Below are 16,526 nucleotides of genomic sequence, written 5' to 3'. Positions count from 1 at the left end.
AAACGCGCCTGTCATTTCGAGGCCATGGTCACGATTGCCTGCCTGATGGAGTGGCTCTGAAGGTTTGCGGACACACCCTAGTAGACATCGCGCATGCGCTCAAGCTCCGCATTGTTGCGCTCAAGCTCCTCCATCTGCAGACCCAGCTCGATCTGATGCACCTGCAGTTCGTGCTGCTGAAGCAGATACTTCTGGTTCCACGTGTGGCCGCGTAGGGCCGGGGCGTCCAGTCCATGCGCGTCGGAGACTCCGGAGGCCCGAAGCTGCCGCTCGGCCTGGCGTCGCAGAGACATTGCACGGTCGGTTTCGGGGGAACCGGACTGGCCTGGGTCGTCCTGGTGGTGAGACAAAAAAACACCTTCTCTTGATCTCAGGATGAGGTCGGAACCGCGCGTCGGCCAGCGCAAGCAGGGGATGACGGGCAAAGACACTGGAGATCAGCCCCGACAGACCGTCCGGATTCCTGGATGGCGTGCTTGAGCTGCACGATACCGCGTATGGCAGTCTGCCGCCGTTCTGTCAGAAGGTTGTGGGCCTGGGTCAGGAAAGCCTAAAGGCCGGGGAACAGTCCGGCACGCGGCCCCTCCCCCGCTGGACAGGGCCGGCGGCCCCAGCCCTGCGGAGGTCCCGGCCCTGAAGTTCCCTGAACTGCCCGGCGTCCGGTTAGCTCCTGGGAAGCTCCACATCGAACAGCGCCCGCACGAACTCCGCGCTGTCGAAGGGCTGCAGGTCGCCGGCTCCCTCACCCACACCGATGAACTTGATGGGCACGCCCAGCTCGCGCACGATGGGCACCAGAATGCCGCCCTTGGACGTGCCGTCGAGCTTGGTGACGATCACGCCGGTCAGCGGGGTGGACTCGTGGAACTTCTTGGCCTGCTGCAGGCCGTTCTGTCCGGTCACGGCGTCCAGCACCAGCCAGACCTCGCTGGGTTCGCCGGGATCGGCCTTGTCCACGACGCGCCGGACCTTCTTCAGCTCTTCCATCAGGTTGTGCTTGTTGTGCAGGCGTCCGGCGGTGTCCACGAACAGCAGGTCGGTGCCGCGTGCCCGGCGGGCGCTGGCCGCGTCAAAGGCGACGGCGGCGGGATCTCCCCCATCGGTGCCCTGAACCACCGGCACCCCCAGGCGCTGGCCCCACTCCCCGAGCTGCGCCCCGGCGGCGGCGCGGAAGGTGTCGCCGGCGGCGAACATCACGCCGCGGCCCCGGCTCTGGTAGTACTGGCCCAGCTTGGCGATGGTGGTGGTCTTGCCCACCCCGTTCACGCCAATCACCATCACCACATGCCCGCGCGGGTCCACCGACACGCGGCTGGCCTGCGGCGCAAAGCCCAGCTTGCGGAACTCGGCGCGGCGGGCGTCGGGTTCCAGCTGCAGCGTCAGGGCGCTCATCAGCGCGTCCTGCAGGTTGCGGCCCTCGCTGCGGCGCACATCTTCCAGGATTTCCTCGGTGGCCGCGCGGCCCACGTCGGCGGCGATCAGGGCGTATTCCAGGTCCTCCACCGTTTCCAGGCGGTTGGTGAACACGTCGCGCACGTCGTTGCCCAGAAATCCGGCAGTGTCGTTGATCTGCTGGCGGGTCTTGCTCAGGCCGCTGCGCAGACGTTCAAGCCAGCTCACGGGCGGTCCCCGGTCGGCGACACAAAAGGCAGGAAGAGGGAAGCGTTCATGCCCCCACCATAGCGCCACAGGCCGGGGCCAGACCGTTCAGCGCGCCGGATTCTCGCGCAGCAGCCGCAGCTTCAGGGCGCTCAGGCGTGCCGGGCTCAGCACGCCCTTGAGCAGCGTCTGCCCCCCCAGTGCCAGCACCGGCACGTCGTGGCCGTAGCGCTGCTTCAGGTCCGCGTCGGCATCTATGTCCACCGGCTCGAACCGGAAGTCCAGCCGGGTCAGCTGTTCGGCGGCCTGCTCGCACAGGTGGCAGCCCTGACGGGTATACAGGGTCAGGACCGGCAGCCGCCCCGTGGCCTGGACCGGTTCAGGCATACACGGCCTGGGGACCGGGCGTGCCCGTTCCTGCGGCCCCGGTCTGCGGACGAACGACCACCGTCAAGGCCTGAACCGGCGCGTACATGTCGCGGCTGCCCAGCGGATCGCCCACGCTGCTGAAGGTCCGCAGCACCTGTCCGCCCTGCCGGACCGCGTAGATCTGACCCTCAGGGCCGATCTGGATCAGCCAGGGGTTCTCGGCGGGTTCTCCCACCAGGGTATCGAGCGGGAAGGTCACGCCGGGCGTGCCATCGGCCTCGATCTTGCGGATCTTGCGGGCCACACTGTCCACGATGTACACCGCGCCGAAGGCGTCCACGCCCACCCCCTCCAGCGCGCGCAGGCTCTCGCTGTGGCGGTCGAGCCGGAAGGCGAAGCGGTTGATGTACTCGCCCTGCGCAGTGAAACGCTGCACCTCGTTGCTGCCGGTGTCCAGCACGAAGACGTGGCCGTCCGGCGAGGCGACGATGCTGCGCGGGGTGTCAAAGCGTCCTGCCCCCGAGCCCCGCCCCCCGAAGCGCCGGACAAAGCGGCCCGCCGAATCGTAGACCACCACATGCTTGGCCTCGCCGTCGAGCACGTACACCTGCTGTCCGGTCACGGCGATGCCCAGCGGCTGCAGCAGTTCGCCCTCACCCAGTCCGTAGCTTCCGAAGCCCAGCAGCTCGCGGCCCGAGGCGTCAAGCTTGCGGACCAGCGCGCCGGCCTTGCCGTGCCGGTATTCCTGCAGGGTGATGTACAGGTGGCCGTCGGCGTCCGCAGCCAGGGCATTGGGCACGCTGGGCAGCCCCGGTGCCCCGCTGGCGTCGCCGGCCCCCTGGTCGCGCAGGCTGACCCGCAGCTTGCCCTGCAGGTCGAGCAGGCGCAGCGCTCCCCGCTTCTCGGTCACGCTCATCGCGAGCGCCACCGGATCGCTGAACACCTCATCCGCCAGGACGCCGGCGTCCAGACGGGCGATCACCTCGTCGAGGGTGGGCCGCTGGGCCGGGTCCTTCTCGATCATGTGCAGGATCAGGTCATTGAGCTTGCCCGGCACTTCCAGCCGCACCTGCTTGGGCGGCTTGGGAGCCTCGAAGACCTGCTGGTGAACGACCGCCTCGTAGCTGCCCTTGAAGGCGGTCTCGCCGCTGACCATCTCGTAGGCGAGCAGCCCCAGCGAGTACACGTCGCTGCGGGCGTCCACCCGGCTGCCCTTGGCCTGCTCGGGCGCCATGTAGATGGGGGTGCCCACCCGAGCGCCGGTCATGGTCAGGCGGGTCAGCACCTTGCCCACCGCGATGCCGAAATCCATCAGCTTCACGCCGCCCTCGCGCAGCTGCCCCTGGGAGAAGGCCTGCTTGAGCAGCATCACGTTGCCGGGCTTGATGTCGCGGTGGACCACGTTCTGCATGTGGATGTGCCGCAGGGCGTCGGCCAGGGCGCGCAGCACCTGAATGCACTCGGAGAAGTCCAGCCGGCGGTCTTCCAGCACCGCTTCCAGGCTCTCGCCGTCCAGAAATTCCATGGCGATGTAGTGTTCGGGGTCCTGCATGCGGTAGTCGTAGACCCGCACGATGTTGGGATGGTTGAAGCGCTTGAGCACCTCCGCCTCGCGGTAAAACCGCTTGACGAACTTGGCGTCGGCCAGGTATTTCTCCTGCGGCACCTTGAGGGCCACGATGCGCCCGTCCTGGCGGCGGCGCGCCCGGTACACGCTGCCCATGCCGCCGATGCCGATGCGGTCCATAACCTCGTAGTCCTGAAACCGTAGGTCCGAAGCCGTCTGGGTCAGGCTGGGACGGCCCGACACCTGCGGGGAGGGCGTGCGCTGCACTCGGCCCGGTTGTGCGCCCCGGCCGCTGCCTGGCCGGCCGCCGTTGCCCAGCTGAACGTGCACGCGCCCCAGCCGGAAAGCGGCGCTGCCCAGCAGCACGGCGGCCACCGTGAGCAGTCCCTGGACCCGGTCCAGCCCACCGAGCTGGGTGCCCAGCTGGGACCAGGCGGCGGGCGCTCCGCTGCTCAGCCCCAGCGCAAAAGCGCACAGTGTCAGCAGCAGCGCGGCCGTCAGGGCGGCGGCGAGGGTACTCAGCACCCGCTCGGAAAACCTCACGGTGAGCAGCAGCCCCACGGTAAACAGTGCCCCCAGCAAAAGGGCCGTCATTCCCGACCGCGCGTATAGAAGGGGGAAAGCCAGCGCAATAAGGTCATCTCTCCTCCATTTATAGCTGCCGGCCCTTGCGTGGCCCTTACAACCCTGGATCTCACAGCACTTTAAACCTTTTGCGCCCCTGCCGTTTCCGGCACCGGAGAGTATTTTGTAGGAACTGCCCCGCCATACTGAGCCCAGCATGATGGGGTCACCAGGACACGGCACCGCCGCCACCGCCACCCGCACGCCGGGCGCGCCCGCATGAGCCGCCGGTCCGGCGGCAACAGGCCCATTACCGACTGGTCCAGCAGCGTCCGGGTCGAACGCGAAACGCCCGACCGCTGGGCCGAACTCGTTGAGCTGTACGAATACCGGGTCGCCGACGTGGTGGCCGGCCGCACACCCCGGGGGGGCAAACGCTCTCTGATCGACCTGCGCGAACTGCTGCTGCCCGCCCCGCTGGACCCGGCCCTGTACCGGCGCTTTACCGAGGTGGACCGGCATTACCGGAAAAATGCCTCAGGGAACCACCGACACGGCCATCAGGACAGCGCGGAGCCGTCCACCTGGGAAGCTTCGGTGACCGGCAGCTCGCCCGAGGCCCAGGCCTGGCGCGACCTGCACCTGCTCGCCTGGGGCGACCGGGCGTTCGGCACCCTGCACGACCTGCTCTTGGAATGGCAGCGTGAGCCGGGGCGACTGAACCTGAGGGTGCTGTATGCCGCGCTGGAGAATGCGGAACGCGCCGGGCAGTCGGGACAGGGAACCACGGCCCTGGCCGTTCCGGCGGCGCACGATCCGCTGCTGAGCCTGCATGATCCCGAGGTCCTGGAGCACCTGGCAGGCGCCCTGGTGCAGCTGCTGCTCAGCGGCGACGGGCGCATCCGGCTGCAGACGGCCCTGTCGGAAATTCACGAGAATCCCTTTCCGCGCCATCCCGATGAGGATGTCTGGCAGGCCCGGCTGGCAGCGGCCGAGCGTGAGCCGCTGGGCTCCGGGGCCCGTCAGACCCTGCTGGACTCGCTGCGCGAACAGCACCCCCCGGCGCGTGACCCCCGTGAGCGCCCCGCCATCCGCGAGGCGACGCGCATCCTGGCGCAGCGCCTGGACACCGTACTGGACTGCGATCCCCACGCCGCCGCCGGAACGCTGCCCCATCACCGCATTCTGTATGCGGAACAGCCGCGCCTGGCCCTGCACGCGCCGGACGACGGCTCAGATGAACTGGTGGTGAATCTGGACGGCGGCACCGCACTGCGCTGGCGGAGTAGCGAGTTCAGCTGGCAGCGGATCCACCACAACTGGCAATTGCAGGTTGACCAGACCGTGGCCCTGCTGCGTCCGCAGGCCGGGGCAGCGGAGCGCAGCGTGACGCTGGAGCTGCCGGGCGGGGGTTTCCGGGCCTTCGTGAGCGGCAGCCACCTGCTGTTGCGGGCGCAGACCCGGCCACAGCAGCAGTTGGCCCGCCGGGCGTCGCTGGGACGGGCGGTGGCCCTGCTGATGGAACCGGCCGGGGCGTACGCTGCGCTGCGGCTGGCCCGGGCCACCGCCCAGCTGCTGCGCGATCAGCGGGTGAATGCGGCGGCGCTCTCTCCCCTCAGCGCCCAGCCCTATCACGCCGCGTCACACGAAGCCCTGCTGCAGTTTGCGCGCCGGGGAGTGGACACCCTGCAGGGCCAGCTCACCGCCCTGCCCCCCCGCGAGGCGGCCCGCCACATTCAGGACGCGGCGGCGGCGCTGCACCTGAGCGCCGAGCTGGCCCACCGGCTGACCGAGGCGCTGCACACCGCCGCCCACCACCCCGAGCCCCTGTCCTCAGGGAGCCCGGGCACGCTGCCCGACCTGCCACTGGTCGAGTTACCAGCCGACGGCACCTTTGCCGGCGTGCGTCTGCGCGACGAACCGCTGCACCTGCAGGTGGGTGGCCGCAGTCTGACGCTGCGCCGGGATTTCAAGGGCGAGCTGGCCGCGATTCTGCCCGGCCATCCGGCCCTGATCCTGCACGACCTGCTGGTGCTGCCCGTCACCCAGCACCATGTCGTGCTGGTTCGCGAGGGCGAGTGGCTGGCCGCCGCTGCCCTGCCACGGACCATGCAGGACGAGGAGAAGGACGGCGCCGCCTCCCCCCTTGATTCTCACCCCCCGCTGGCATGAAGTCCGCCCCCCCCGGGCGGAGCGATCCTCTGAACAGCCCGGGCCCGTGACTGCCCTGGTCCCGACGCTGACGGCCAGTTGATCCGGGCCGCACGTTCCTCACATGCGGCTCATAAGGCCTGAAGTTCCCGGGGTTAGGGTTGACGCACATGATCCGTCCCTTCCTGACCGTGTCCCTGCTGACGGGCCTGAGCATTGCCAGCGTAAGCGCCGCCGTGCCGGTAAAACTTGACAGCCTCCCCCTCTCCGTGGAACCCAACGCCAAGCTGCTCACGCTGAACACGGCGGGCATCCGCGCCGCCTTTCCCTCGGCAGCAGGTCGCCCCGACGCGGTGTTCATGACCGAGGACCGCAAGGTCAGCGTGGCCTTCGAGTGGCGCACCAGCAAGCTGGCGAGCAACGAGCTGGACAAGCTGGTGACCCAGTTTCCGGCCGTGATCCGCTCGCAGGTTCCCAACATCAAGACGCTCAAGTCCGGGCTGATTCAGGTGGGCGGCACCCCGTGGGCGCAGTTTGTCTTCACCACGCCCAGTCAGGGCGACGACCTGCGCCGCGAACTGATGGTCACCAGCCTGGGGGGGCGCATGCTCGTCCTGACCATTGCAGGCAACGTCAAGGATTACTCACGCAACGAAGCGGTCGTGCGCAACCTCACCAACAGCGTCCGCCTGAACTGAGCCCCGTCTCTGGACGGCCCTCCCCGGCGGGGCGGGCCAGTTTTCTTCAGGGCGTCACGCCCCTCATCCACGCCAGAATCCAGCGGGCCACCGCGTCGCTGCGGGCCGCCGTGATGTCGAGATGGGCGGCTCCGGGCAGGGTATGGACGGTCAGGGGAGCCGGGATCAGGGCGCCGGACCGGCGGTAGTCGGTCTCGGTGGTTACCCCCTCCCCGGCGGCAATTCCCAGAACGGGAACGGACGCGGTGTGCCACACGCGCAGATCGTTCTCAAAGGGCGTTCCGCGCGTGCCCTGGCGTGCGGCGGCCACATCCAGCAGCAGGCGGTTGGGAAAGTACCACTCGCTGTAATCCCCCAGCGGTGTCCAGAACCGGCGCACGAAATCGCCGGGGTCGGTGGGGGCCTGTGGATCGGCCTGCCAGCCCACCGGACTGCGGCGGTCCTGCGGGCCGGCCACCCATACGCTGTTCTTGCCGCCCAGGAAGTCGGCCAATAGGTGGGGGGCCTCCACAGCATTGGTCGCGTGCCCGGTCCGCAGGGTCAGAAACGGCAGCAGGGCGTAGCGCTGTTCCAGTTGCAGCAGGGCCGCCGCCAGATTGGTCGCCGCAAACGGCACCAGCCCGCCGGCCGGGGCCGGGGCATTCGGCTGCGCGGCGGCCAGACGGGCCTGAGCCGCGCCGCGGCTGGCCAGACCCGGGCCAAAGTACAGGGCGTCCACATAGGGGTTGGCGGCCAGACCCTTGACCCCCGTGAGCGGTCCCAGGGGACCCGGAGCTCCCGCCTCGTAACTCTGGCGGGTCATGGCATCGCCGCCGAGCAGGTCCGGCGTGCCGTCCAGCATCACCACGCCGCGCAGGTCGTCGGAGCCCCGGCCGTTGCTGCCGGGCGCCCCGCCAAAATCGTAGGCCGCATACAGCCCGGCCAGACCGGCGCCCAGGGAGTGGCCGCCGATGAATACGTGGGGAGTCAGGGTCCGGGCCTCCTTCACCGCCACCCGCCAGTCGCGCAGCGTCGCGTCCAGCCCCCAGTCGCGCATGAAGGTCACGCTGTCCGGCGGACGTACGGGCAGGCCACTGCGCACAATCTCTGCCAGCCGGGCGGGGCTGGCCCCCGCAAGCTCGGCCTGGGGTTCGAGCAGGTTGCTGCGGCGGTCTACCGCCCACACCGCCACCCCCGGATCGAGCGCCACGATCTGCCGGGCCAGCCGGTCAAAGCTGCCCGCGCCTCCCAGAAAGCCGGGCATCAGCAGCAAGGCGGCGCGGGGCCGGGCAGGGCCATAGCGCACGGTGATGCTGGCATTCAATCCGGGGGGTGTACCGGGAACCACAAAGCCGGGCCGCACCACCCGGACAGCCGCCACGCGCCGCAACGCCGCTTCATCGGGAGCCGCGCCCAAAGACAGCAGGAGCGGCGCAGAGGACCGGGCCGGGCCGGGCGACCCCGCCAGCTGGGCCACAGCGAACGAACCCAGCACACAGCCGAGCAGCAGGGCGGACATTACGGCGGAGCGGACCAGGGGCATGACTTCATGCTGCGCTGCGTTTGACTCCGCAACGGTACGGCGGCTCACTTGCGCGTGTTGACCTTCTCTTGTGGATGGGTCCTCCGGACCGGGGACCGGACGGGCACCGCCTCGCCGCGCTCTACGGTCTCGGGTTCACCCTGCAGATATTTGGTTTCCAGATACCGTCCGTGCGCCTCCAGAACACGCTGGTGTTTGGCGGCGCGGTCCTGAATCACTGCGTTCATGCGCCGCTCAATCAGCTGCAGCTGCCGCCCGAGCTCGGCGTCGTTTGCCAGAGTAGCGGGAGAGGCGCGGTAGGCGGCCAGCAGGGCAGGCAGGTCCTCGCGGGCCGCCTGACGAACGTCGAAAGTGTCCCGGTCCAGCGTGGCGTCGTGCGCCGAGGCGCGCAGGGCGTCCCGGGTGGCGATCACGGCTGCGTGGAAGGCCGTCCGTGTCGGGGCCGGCAGGGCGCGTTCGTGGCGGCGCAACAGCTCCAGCAGTCCCGCCTCATCGTCTTGCAGGCTGGGGTTCTGAAGACTGGAAGCCGCGGTCATGCCGGACGCCCCGGAGTCCAGTTCCTCATCGGGCGCCCGCATCAGGCGCGAGGCGCGCAGCGCCGTGCGGACCAGACCCAACACGGCCAGCAACAGCGTGAGGCCCAGCAGCCAGCCCGCCGGGTCAAAGCCCAGTGCGAACAGCACACCGAAGATCAGCAGCAGTGGCAGCACCACCACGGCTCCCAACACGCCCTGCAGGGCCAGCTTGCCCAGACCCGCGCCGCGCCGCGCCAGACGGGACGCCCGGCGACGCAGCCCCTCGCTGCCGTCCGGAGTCAGCCAGGGATCGTACCCCAGTTCGCGCAGGTTGCCCGGACCCTTGTGGGCGGGCCGGATTAAAAAGCACACCACGCGCGAGCCGGTGCGGGCCACGGTCAGGATGGTGGTGACGGAAGGGGCCATACAGTCTCAGGATACGGGCACACGCTGAGGAAAGTTCCCGGGGAAGGTTGAGGTTTTTGGAAGGGCGACGGGGGGCGCGGGCTTCTGTCCGGGGCCTGACCGTGTGACCGCCAGCCTCCCTGCGCCGGAACGGTCAGGACCCCTCTTGCCGCGACGACCCGCCGCGCAATTCGGCCACCCGCGCCGCCAGTTCCTGCCACGGCCCAAGCTGAAAGTGGTTGTGGCCCAGCGGACTGGTGCTGGGCAGCACCCAGACCTCGGCTCCCTCCAGCCGCTGGTCCTGCAGACCGTAGGGCAGCTTTGCGGTAGGAATGCCCAGCGTCTCGGACGCGCCGCGCTTGCTGGTAAACGCCACGATGCGCGGGCGGTAACGCGCCAGCCGGGCCCGCAGCTCGTCCGGGCGCCACGCCTCGCCCGGCAGGGCCGCGTCCACACCGCTGTGCCGTTTGGCCACATCGGTCAGGCCGATGCCGTAGCGCGTCACCGCAGCGTACTCCTGCGGCGCAAGTTGCCGGGGAGTCAGGCCCACCACATGCAGCGTGCGCCAGAACTTGTTGGCGGGATTGGCGTAGTACGCCCGCTGCGCCGCGCTGATGCGGCTGGGCGCCGTGCCGACCAGCACCAGCGTCAGGCCCCCGCGCAGCACATCGGGCACCAGATGGCCGTCGGTCCCGGCGGGCGACACGCCGGCAGAAGCCTCCTGCTCCCCCGGCGCTCCCCCCTGCCCGGGCCCCTCCTCAATCGTCGTCATAGCGCTGTTCCTTGAAGGGATCGCCGCGCATGTGATACCCGTTTTTCTCCCAGAATCCCGGACGGTCGGCGGGCATGAATTCCAGACCGGTCAGCCACTTGGCACTCTTCCAGAAGTACAGATGCGGCACGACCAGGCGCAGCGGTCCGCCGTGTGCGGCGTCCAGCGGTTCTCCGTCAAAGGTGTGTGCCAGCAGGTTTTCCGGGCGCACGAAGTCTTCCAGGCTGAGGTTGGTGGTGTAGCCGCCGACGCTGTGCTGCATGACGTAACGGGCTGCCGGGTCCAGCTCGACATGCTGCATCAGGTCGGTCACCCGCACGCCGGTCCAGGTGGTGTCGAGCTTGCTCCAGTGCGTCACGCAGTGGATGTCGTAGGTCAGGGTGGTCTGGGGCAGCGCGAGCAGATCGGCCCAGGTGAAGGCCTTCTCGCCGGCCAGACCGCTGATGCGCACCACGACCTCGGAAGCGTCGTAGCGCTGCGCGGGGCCATAGGTGAGCACCGGAAAGCGGGTGGTCAGACTCTGGCCGGGAGGCACGCGGCCGCCCATATCGTCGTCGGGTTTCTTGAAGAATTTTCCGAGCATGGGTTATTTAAGCTCCTGGAGCCGCCGGTCAACACGACCTGCCATCCTTTATGGAACGCACATTCACCCCGCCCAGAGGCCACAGAAAAGGGCGGCGAAGACCCTGATGTCCCCGCCGCCCCTCCGTTTGCCTGCCTTTAGTGGTCCGGCGAATGTCCTTTGGCCAGGTCGCGCCGGTTGGCGCGGACGCTCGACCAGATGGAGGCTGCGATGAACGCCACCCCGATCAGGCCGGTGAACAGTTCGGGAATATGAACGTTGCGGTTGGTGTGGGCCAGCATGATGACCGCCAGTGCCAGGATGCCGTAGTGCGCGCCGTGCTCCAGAAAACGGTACTGCGCCAGCGTGCCCTGGTGAACCAGGAACAGCGTCAGCGAGCGCACGAACACCGCGCCGATCGCCAGGCCCGCCGAGATGATCACAATCTCCTTGGTCACCGCGAAGGCCCCGATCACGCCGTCCAGCGAGAACGAAGCGTCCAGCACTTCCAGGTACATGAAGGCCGTGAAGCCCGCTGCGCCCGCCTTGGCCGCCATATCATTGGGGTCGAACAGACCGCCGATGGCGTTCATGGCCAGGTAGACCAGCAGGCCCACCATGCCCGCCACCAGCGCCGCGAACTGCTCGTCGGGCGTCACGAAGAAGTGGGTGATGGCCAGCAGCACCACGCCCGCGATGATCGCCTGAACGGTGTCCAGCTTGCCCAGGCCAGCCAGGCGGCGCTCGAAGCCGGCCAGCCAGTGCTCATCCTTGTCGGGGTCCATCAGGTAGTTCAGGGCGACCATCAGCAGGAAGGTGCCGCCGAAGGCGCTGATCACCACCTCGGCCTCTTCCAGATACTCGCCGTACCGGGGAGCGTCGTTCAGGGCCAGACTGGCCACCTCACCGAAGCCCAGCCCAGCCGTGATGGCGACGATGGCGATGGGAAAGACCAGCCGCATGCCGACGACCGCGATCAGAATGCCCCAGATCAGAAAGCGGCGCTGCCACTTCTCGGTCATGTTCTTGAGGACCGAGGCATTGACGACCGCGTTGTCGAAGCTCAGGGACACTTCCATGACCCCCAGCACCACCGCGATCAGCAGGAAGTTGAGGGCCACGCTGAGACCGCCCAGATTAAACCCATACCAGGCTGCCAGGATCAGGGCGACGACCGTCACCCCAAAGGCAAAGCCAAACTCTCTTTGAATCACTCCGTTCTCCTTGGTGGCTGCGGCTGTGTGCCGGACAGACCAACCGGCTCATTATGCGGCGTTCCCGCCAGCGATATGGCACCCGGCCACGCAGGCGCGGGTGCCGGTGTTCTGGGCAAATCCTAGACGTTCACACCGTAATTGCGGGCCAGTGGCCCCAGGCCGCCCGCGTAGCCCTGCCCCACCGCGCGGAACTTCCACTCGCCGCTGTGGCGGTAGATCTCGCCGAAGATCACGGCGGTCTCGGTGCTGAAGTCCTCGCCCAGATCAAAGCGGGTCAGCTCCTGGCCGTTGTCCTCGTTGACCACCCGGATAAACGCGCCGCCCACCTGCCCGAAGTTCTGGCGGCGGGCGTCGGCCTCATCGATGGTCACGCTGACGGCGATCTTCTCGATGTCGGCGGGCACCTGCGTCAGGTTGATCTTGATCGCCTCGTCATCACCGTCGCCCTGCCCGGTACGGTTGTCGCCGGTATGCTCGACGCTGCCGTCCGTGCTGCGCAGCTGGTTGTAGAAGATGAAGTCATGGTCGCCGCGCACCTTGCCGCTGGTGTTCAGCAGGAAGGCGCAGGCGTCCAGGTCGAACTGCTGGCCGTCGGTGGGACGCGGGTCCCAGCCCAGGCCCACGATGATGCGCTGCAGGTTGGCGTCCTGCTTGCTCAGGGAGATGTTGCCGCCTTTTTTCAGTGAAAGTGCCATGTCTACCGTCCTTTTCGGTCCCCTCGTGGGGAAACTCCGGGGTTGATTACGGGACCAGGGACCTGTGGGTTCCCGGCCCCGGGAGAAGATGGGGTGGGGGTCCCCGGCGTTCCTGCCCGTGCCCTTACAGGTAGGCCTTCATGTCCGGCAGGTTGTCCTGGTACGTGCGCCCGCGCGAGGTCGTGCCGATGGCGGTCAGGGTCCAGTCCGATCCCTGACGCTTGAGGCTCGCCAGGATCATGGCGCTGTGGTTGCCCTGCGCCGAGAGGTCGTAGCGGGCAATCTCCACCTCGCCCTGGGTATTCACCAGCCGGCAGTAGGCGTTCTCCACCTGGCCAAAGTCCTGACCGGTGTAGTTGTTGACGCTGAAGATCACGGTGGTGACCGTGGCGGGCAGCCGGGTCAGGTCCACGGTGATGGTCTCATCGTCGCCGTCTCCCTGCCCGGTGCGGTTGTCGCCGCTGTGGCGCACCGAGCCGTCCTTGCTCTGAAGCTGACGGAACCACACCGCGTCCACCAGGGTGCCGCCCGCATCGAACATCAGGGCGTTGGCATCCAGGTCCACGTCCACGGTGCCGCCGCCGAAGCCGAAGAAGCCCTTTTTCTTGATGGCGTCCCAGCCCAGGCCCATACGAACGGTGCTGAGGCTGGGTCCGGCTTCCTTGGCGAGGCTGATCTGCTGACCTTTTTTAAGAGAAATAGGCATGCTGGGGGGCTCCTTGTTGGGGGTGAATGGAGTTGAAGGGGAATGACGTTCAGTTCAGGATGCCGGCGGCGCGGGCGTCGCGCTGCCAGCCGTCGAGTTCATTGAGCAGCAGTTCGAACAGCTCGGCGTCCCCGATGGTGATCGGAGCGCGGACCCGGAAGAAGTCGGCGTTGTCCACCCGGCGTCCGGGCAGGTCATCGAGCTTTTCCAGGAAGTCAAAGTTGACCCGGCCCTCCTCGATGCCCATGAACTTCCAGAAGATCGGCTCGTGGGCCGCTTCGGTCATCATGCGGACCACGGTTGCCGGGTTGCTTGTGCCGCCGTCGGTGATGAACAGCACCAGACACGGCAGCTCGTGGCCCTCGCGCGCCGCGTCCTCGCGGACCAGCGCCATGACCGGTCCGTAAAAGGTGCCACCCTCCAGCCGCACCTGCAGGCGGTCCACGAAGCCCGCCACGTTGTCCAGCGACAGTGTGCCGCTGCGGTGGGCCTTGATGCCGAACAGGTAGACCTCGACCTCACCGTCGTCGTCCAGGCGGGCCGCCAGGGCCAGAGCGCGTTCGGCCAGTGCCTGCACCGCGCCGCTGCGGTACTCGCGCCCCATGCTCGCACTGATGTCGAGAACCAGCTTGACCCGGTACCGGGCGTCCTGCAGGCCGCGTTTTTCCAGGCTGACGCCCGCCGCCTTGATCAGGCTGACAAGCTGTGGCTGCTCGCGTTCGGCCTTTTCCAGCAGCACCCGCTGACGCTCCTTGCGCAGGTTGACCGGCGCGGGGGCCGGGGGCTCCGCCGGGCCGGCGTCCGCCACCTCTCCGCCAAAATGCTGCACCAGGGCGGCCAGACCGCCGTTAAAGCCCTGCGCGACGGTGGCGAGCCGCCAGCCGCCCGCGTGTCGGTAGAGCCGCACGAGCATCACGGCCTTCTCGGCCTGTAGGTGGGGCCGGACATCAAACGTCGCGCCGCCCACCGTCACCGACAGCGCGCCCGCCTCGCTCAGGGGGCGGGCGTCATGGGTGGCGGTGAAGTACACCTCGGTGACCTCTGCCGGCAGCGCCTCCAGATCCACGGCGAAGCGGGTGTCCACTCCCTGCCGGGTGAGTTCCAGGGCGCCCCCGGGGCTGCGCGTCTGGTTGAAGAAGACCATGTAGCGGTCGTCCGTGAGCTGCCCACCCTGCAGGCCGAAGGCGGTGAGGTCCGCGCCGGCCAGCGTGCAGTGAATGTCCACCGCGAAGCGCGGCCCCAGGCCCAGGTCGCCCAGCGCCGTTCGCTGGCCCACCTGAAGGGTCGTCGGCCCGGCCATCTACTTGCTGCCCGCCGCCCAGCGGAAGCCAAAGCCGTAATGCTCGTCGCACTCCTTGTGGTCCTTGAAGTAGCGCTCCTCCTTGGTGATCCTGACCTCACCGCCCACGTTCTCCACGCTGGCAATCGCGCAGAAGGTGCGGCGCCGGTCGGGGCTGCTGAGCTGCACGGTGATCTCGTTGCCGCGCGGGTCTTTCAGGGTCAGGCGGCCCCCCACCTTGGTGAAGTCGGAGGTGCCCTGGTAGATGAAGGCGAAGATCACGACGGTCTGGACCAGATCCGGGCGGAAGAGCACCAGATTCTCGCCGTCGCTGGCCGCCCCACTGCGGTCGTCCTTGTCCAGCAGGATGTACGGCTCGTGGCGCTCACTGCCAAAGGCGTTGCCCAGTGCCTGAATCACGCCCTTCTGGCCGTCTTGCATCACGAACATGCATCCCAGGTCCAGATCGGCTCCGGCACGCAGAAAACCGCCGCCCTTGTCCCAGTTCAGGTTGACCCGAATGGGGTCCTTCTGGCCGTCCTTGCGCAGCGAGATGCGGGCACTCTGGCCCTGCTTGTCCAGCGTGATCTTGCCCAGATTGACCGTGGGCGCGGGTGGTGTGGGGGCCGGGGCCGCGGGGGGCGGCGTGGCCAGAGTCGGTGGGGCCGGGGGCGCTGCGGGAGGCCGCGCGGCGGGCGTGTCGGCCACCGTGCCGCCAAAGTGCCCGACGAGCGCTTCCAGGCCACCGTTGAAGCCCTGGCCCACCGCGCCCACGCGCCACACGTCCTTGAAGTACACGTCCAGCAGCATGACCGCCCTTTGCTGCTGGAAATCGCGCCCGGTGACGCGGTAGTTCATCAGGGGAGTGCCGGCAGCGCTCAGCGTGACCTCGGCGTGGTCGATGGCTCCGAAGGCTCCGCTGTCCACCGTGGACGCCAGACTCAGGCGGCGCACGGAGGCGGGCAGGCGCGACAGATCAATCTGAAAGACCTTCTCGTTGCGTGCGCCGCCCTGCATCTCCACGGCCCCTTCCGGGCTGCGCGGCTGGTTGAAAAAGATCATGTAACGGTCGTCGCTCAGCTTGCCGGCTGCGTCCAGGCCGAACAGGATCAGGTCGTATTCGGACGCGGGGCCCGTGACCTGCACGGTCAGCGTCAAGGTGGTCTGCGGGGTCAGGGTACTCAGGGGGGCTTTCTGCCCGGTCTGAAAGGTCTGCATGGTCTCCTTGGCGTGAAAGGGGGTGAGACAGGGGGAGGCTGGAAACCACGTTCCCAACCTCCCCGTCGTCTGTGCTGTGAACTGGCGAACAGCTCTGGCCTTCGCTCAGACGTTGACGCCGAAGTTGCGGGCCAGCGGAGCCAGGCCGCCCGCATAGCCCTGACCGACCGCGCGGAACTTCCATTCGCCCGCGTTGCGGTAGATCTCGCCGAAGATCACGGCGGTCTCGGTGCTGTAGTCCTCCGAGAGGTCGTAGCGCGCGATCTCGGAGCCGTTGTCCTTATTCACCACGCGGATAAAGGCGCCGCCCACCTGACCGAAGCTCTGGCCGCGCGTGTCGGCCTCGTCGATGGTCACGGCGATGGCAACCTTATCGATGTCGGCGGGCACCTTGTTCAGGTCGATGTCGATGGTCTCGTCGTCGCCCTCGCCCTGCCCGGTGCGGTTGTCACCGTTGTGGACCACGCTGCCGTCCGAGGAGGTCTTGTTGTTGTAGAAGATGAAGTCGCCGTCGGCGCGCACCTTGCCGTCACTTTTCAGGGTAAAGGCGCTGGCGTCGAGGTCAAATTCCTTGCCGTCGGTGGCGCGCGGGTCCCAGCCCAGTCCGACGGTGATGGCGCTGAGGCCGGGGGCCTCCTTGGACAGGGAAACGTTGCCGCCTTTTTTCAGTGAAACTGCCATGATGGT

Annotated in this window: 16 protein-coding genes; 2 read left to right on the top strand and 14 right to left on the bottom strand. The window is 68.1% G+C overall.

The features are described 5' to 3' along the window. Positions 1–77 precede the first annotated feature (77 nt). The 4 genes from IEY21_RS09715 to IEY21_RS09700 form a co-directional block, all read right to left on the bottom strand. Positions 78–293 carry a hypothetical protein gene (locus IEY21_RS09715; RefSeq protein ID WP_188903856.1) on the bottom strand — a complete coding sequence of 72 codons (216 nt, stop codon included), beginning with the start codon at positions 291–293 and terminating at the stop codon, positions 78–80. A gap of 370 nt (positions 294–663) precedes the next feature. Beyond that, positions 664–1,620, bottom strand: coding sequence for a signal recognition particle-docking protein FtsY (ftsY, locus tag IEY21_RS09710; RefSeq protein WP_188903854.1), 957 nt, complete (start codon positions 1,618–1,620; stop codon positions 664–666). 87 nt (positions 1,621–1,707) lie between these two features. Further along, positions 1,708–1,986 (bottom strand): glutaredoxin family protein, encoded by a 279-nt coding sequence (locus IEY21_RS09705; protein ID WP_188903852.1) that lies wholly within the window; start codon positions 1,984–1,986, stop codon positions 1,708–1,710. Next, positions 1,979–4,129: a protein kinase domain-containing protein gene (locus tag IEY21_RS09700; protein ID WP_188903850.1), complete on the bottom strand. Its 2,151-nt coding sequence runs from the start codon at positions 4,127–4,129 to the stop codon at positions 1,979–1,981. Before IEY21_RS09700 ends, IEY21_RS09705 begins: the two co-directional genes overlap by 8 nt. 249 nt (positions 4,130–4,378) lie before the next feature. Here IEY21_RS09700 and IEY21_RS09695 point away from each other — a divergent pair, with 249 nt between their 5' ends. Both IEY21_RS09695 and IEY21_RS09690 read left to right on the top strand, forming a co-directional pair. Beyond that, the gene (locus IEY21_RS09695; RefSeq protein WP_229753013.1) at positions 4,379–6,271 is read left to right on the top strand and encodes a hypothetical protein; all 1,893 of its coding nucleotides are present in this window, start codon (positions 4,379–4,381) and stop codon (positions 6,269–6,271) included. 149 nt (positions 6,272–6,420) lie between these two features. Further along, complete coding sequence (locus IEY21_RS09690) at positions 6,421–6,948, top strand: hypothetical protein (RefSeq protein ID WP_188903848.1); 528 nt, start codon at positions 6,421–6,423, stop codon at positions 6,946–6,948. Positions 6,949–6,994: 46 nt separating this feature from the next. On the opposite strand, the gene IEY21_RS09685 is transcribed toward IEY21_RS09690, so the two are convergent. The 10 genes from IEY21_RS09685 to IEY21_RS09640 all read right to left on the bottom strand — a co-directional run bounded on the left by IEY21_RS09685 (position 6,995) and on the right by IEY21_RS09640 (position 16,520). After that, on the bottom strand, positions 6,995–8,470 hold the full coding sequence (locus IEY21_RS09685) for an alpha/beta hydrolase (RefSeq protein ID WP_188903846.1): 1,476 nt from the start codon (positions 8,468–8,470) through the stop codon (positions 6,995–6,997). Between the two features lie 44 nt (positions 8,471–8,514). After that, positions 8,515–9,411: a hypothetical protein gene (locus IEY21_RS09680; RefSeq protein ID WP_188903844.1), complete on the bottom strand. Its 897-nt coding sequence runs from the start codon at positions 9,409–9,411 to the stop codon at positions 8,515–8,517. Positions 9,412–9,544: 133 nt separating this feature from the next. Next, on the bottom strand, positions 9,545–10,066 hold the full coding sequence (locus IEY21_RS09675; RefSeq protein WP_373290501.1) for a mismatch-specific DNA-glycosylase: 522 nt from the start codon (positions 10,064–10,066) through the stop codon (positions 9,545–9,547). 82 nt (positions 10,067–10,148) lie between these two features. Then, positions 10,149–10,745, bottom strand: a complete 597-nt coding sequence (locus IEY21_RS09670; protein WP_188903840.1) for a sulfite oxidase-like oxidoreductase — start codon at positions 10,743–10,745, stop codon at positions 10,149–10,151. 137 nt (positions 10,746–10,882) lie between these two features. Further along, positions 10,883–11,938, bottom strand: a complete 1,056-nt coding sequence (locus IEY21_RS09665) for a DUF475 domain-containing protein (protein ID WP_188903838.1) — start codon at positions 11,936–11,938, stop codon at positions 10,883–10,885. Positions 11,939–12,060: 122 nt separating this feature from the next. After that, positions 12,061–12,636 (bottom strand): TerD family protein, encoded by a 576-nt coding sequence (locus tag IEY21_RS09660; RefSeq protein ID WP_188903836.1) that lies wholly within the window; start codon positions 12,634–12,636, stop codon positions 12,061–12,063. 124 nt (positions 12,637–12,760) lie between these two features. Then, a complete protein-coding gene (locus tag IEY21_RS09655) occupies positions 12,761–13,342 on the bottom strand; it encodes a TerD family protein (protein WP_188903834.1) in 582 nt (193 codons plus the stop codon). A 49-nt stretch (positions 13,343–13,391) separates the two neighbouring features. After that, positions 13,392–14,642 (bottom strand): VWA domain-containing protein, encoded by a 1,251-nt coding sequence (locus tag IEY21_RS09650; RefSeq protein ID WP_188903832.1) that lies wholly within the window; start codon positions 14,640–14,642, stop codon positions 13,392–13,394. Next, positions 14,643–15,839 (bottom strand): TerD family protein, encoded by a 1,197-nt coding sequence (locus IEY21_RS09645; RefSeq protein ID WP_188903830.1) that lies wholly within the window; start codon positions 15,837–15,839, stop codon positions 14,643–14,645. Positions 15,840–15,944: 105 nt separating this feature from the next. Then, complete coding sequence (locus tag IEY21_RS09640) at positions 15,945–16,520, bottom strand: TerD family protein (protein WP_188903828.1); 576 nt, start codon at positions 16,518–16,520, stop codon at positions 15,945–15,947. Between the last annotated feature and the right edge of the window lie 6 nt (positions 16,521–16,526).

Origin of the sequence: Deinococcus aerophilus, from assembly GCF_014647075.1 — a bacterium.
Lineage (GTDB): Bacteria > Deinococcota > Deinococci > Deinococcales > Deinococcaceae > Deinococcus > Deinococcus aerophilus.
Note: the sequence above shows the minus strand (reverse complement) of the source record. Positions and strands in the feature narration are given on the sequence as shown.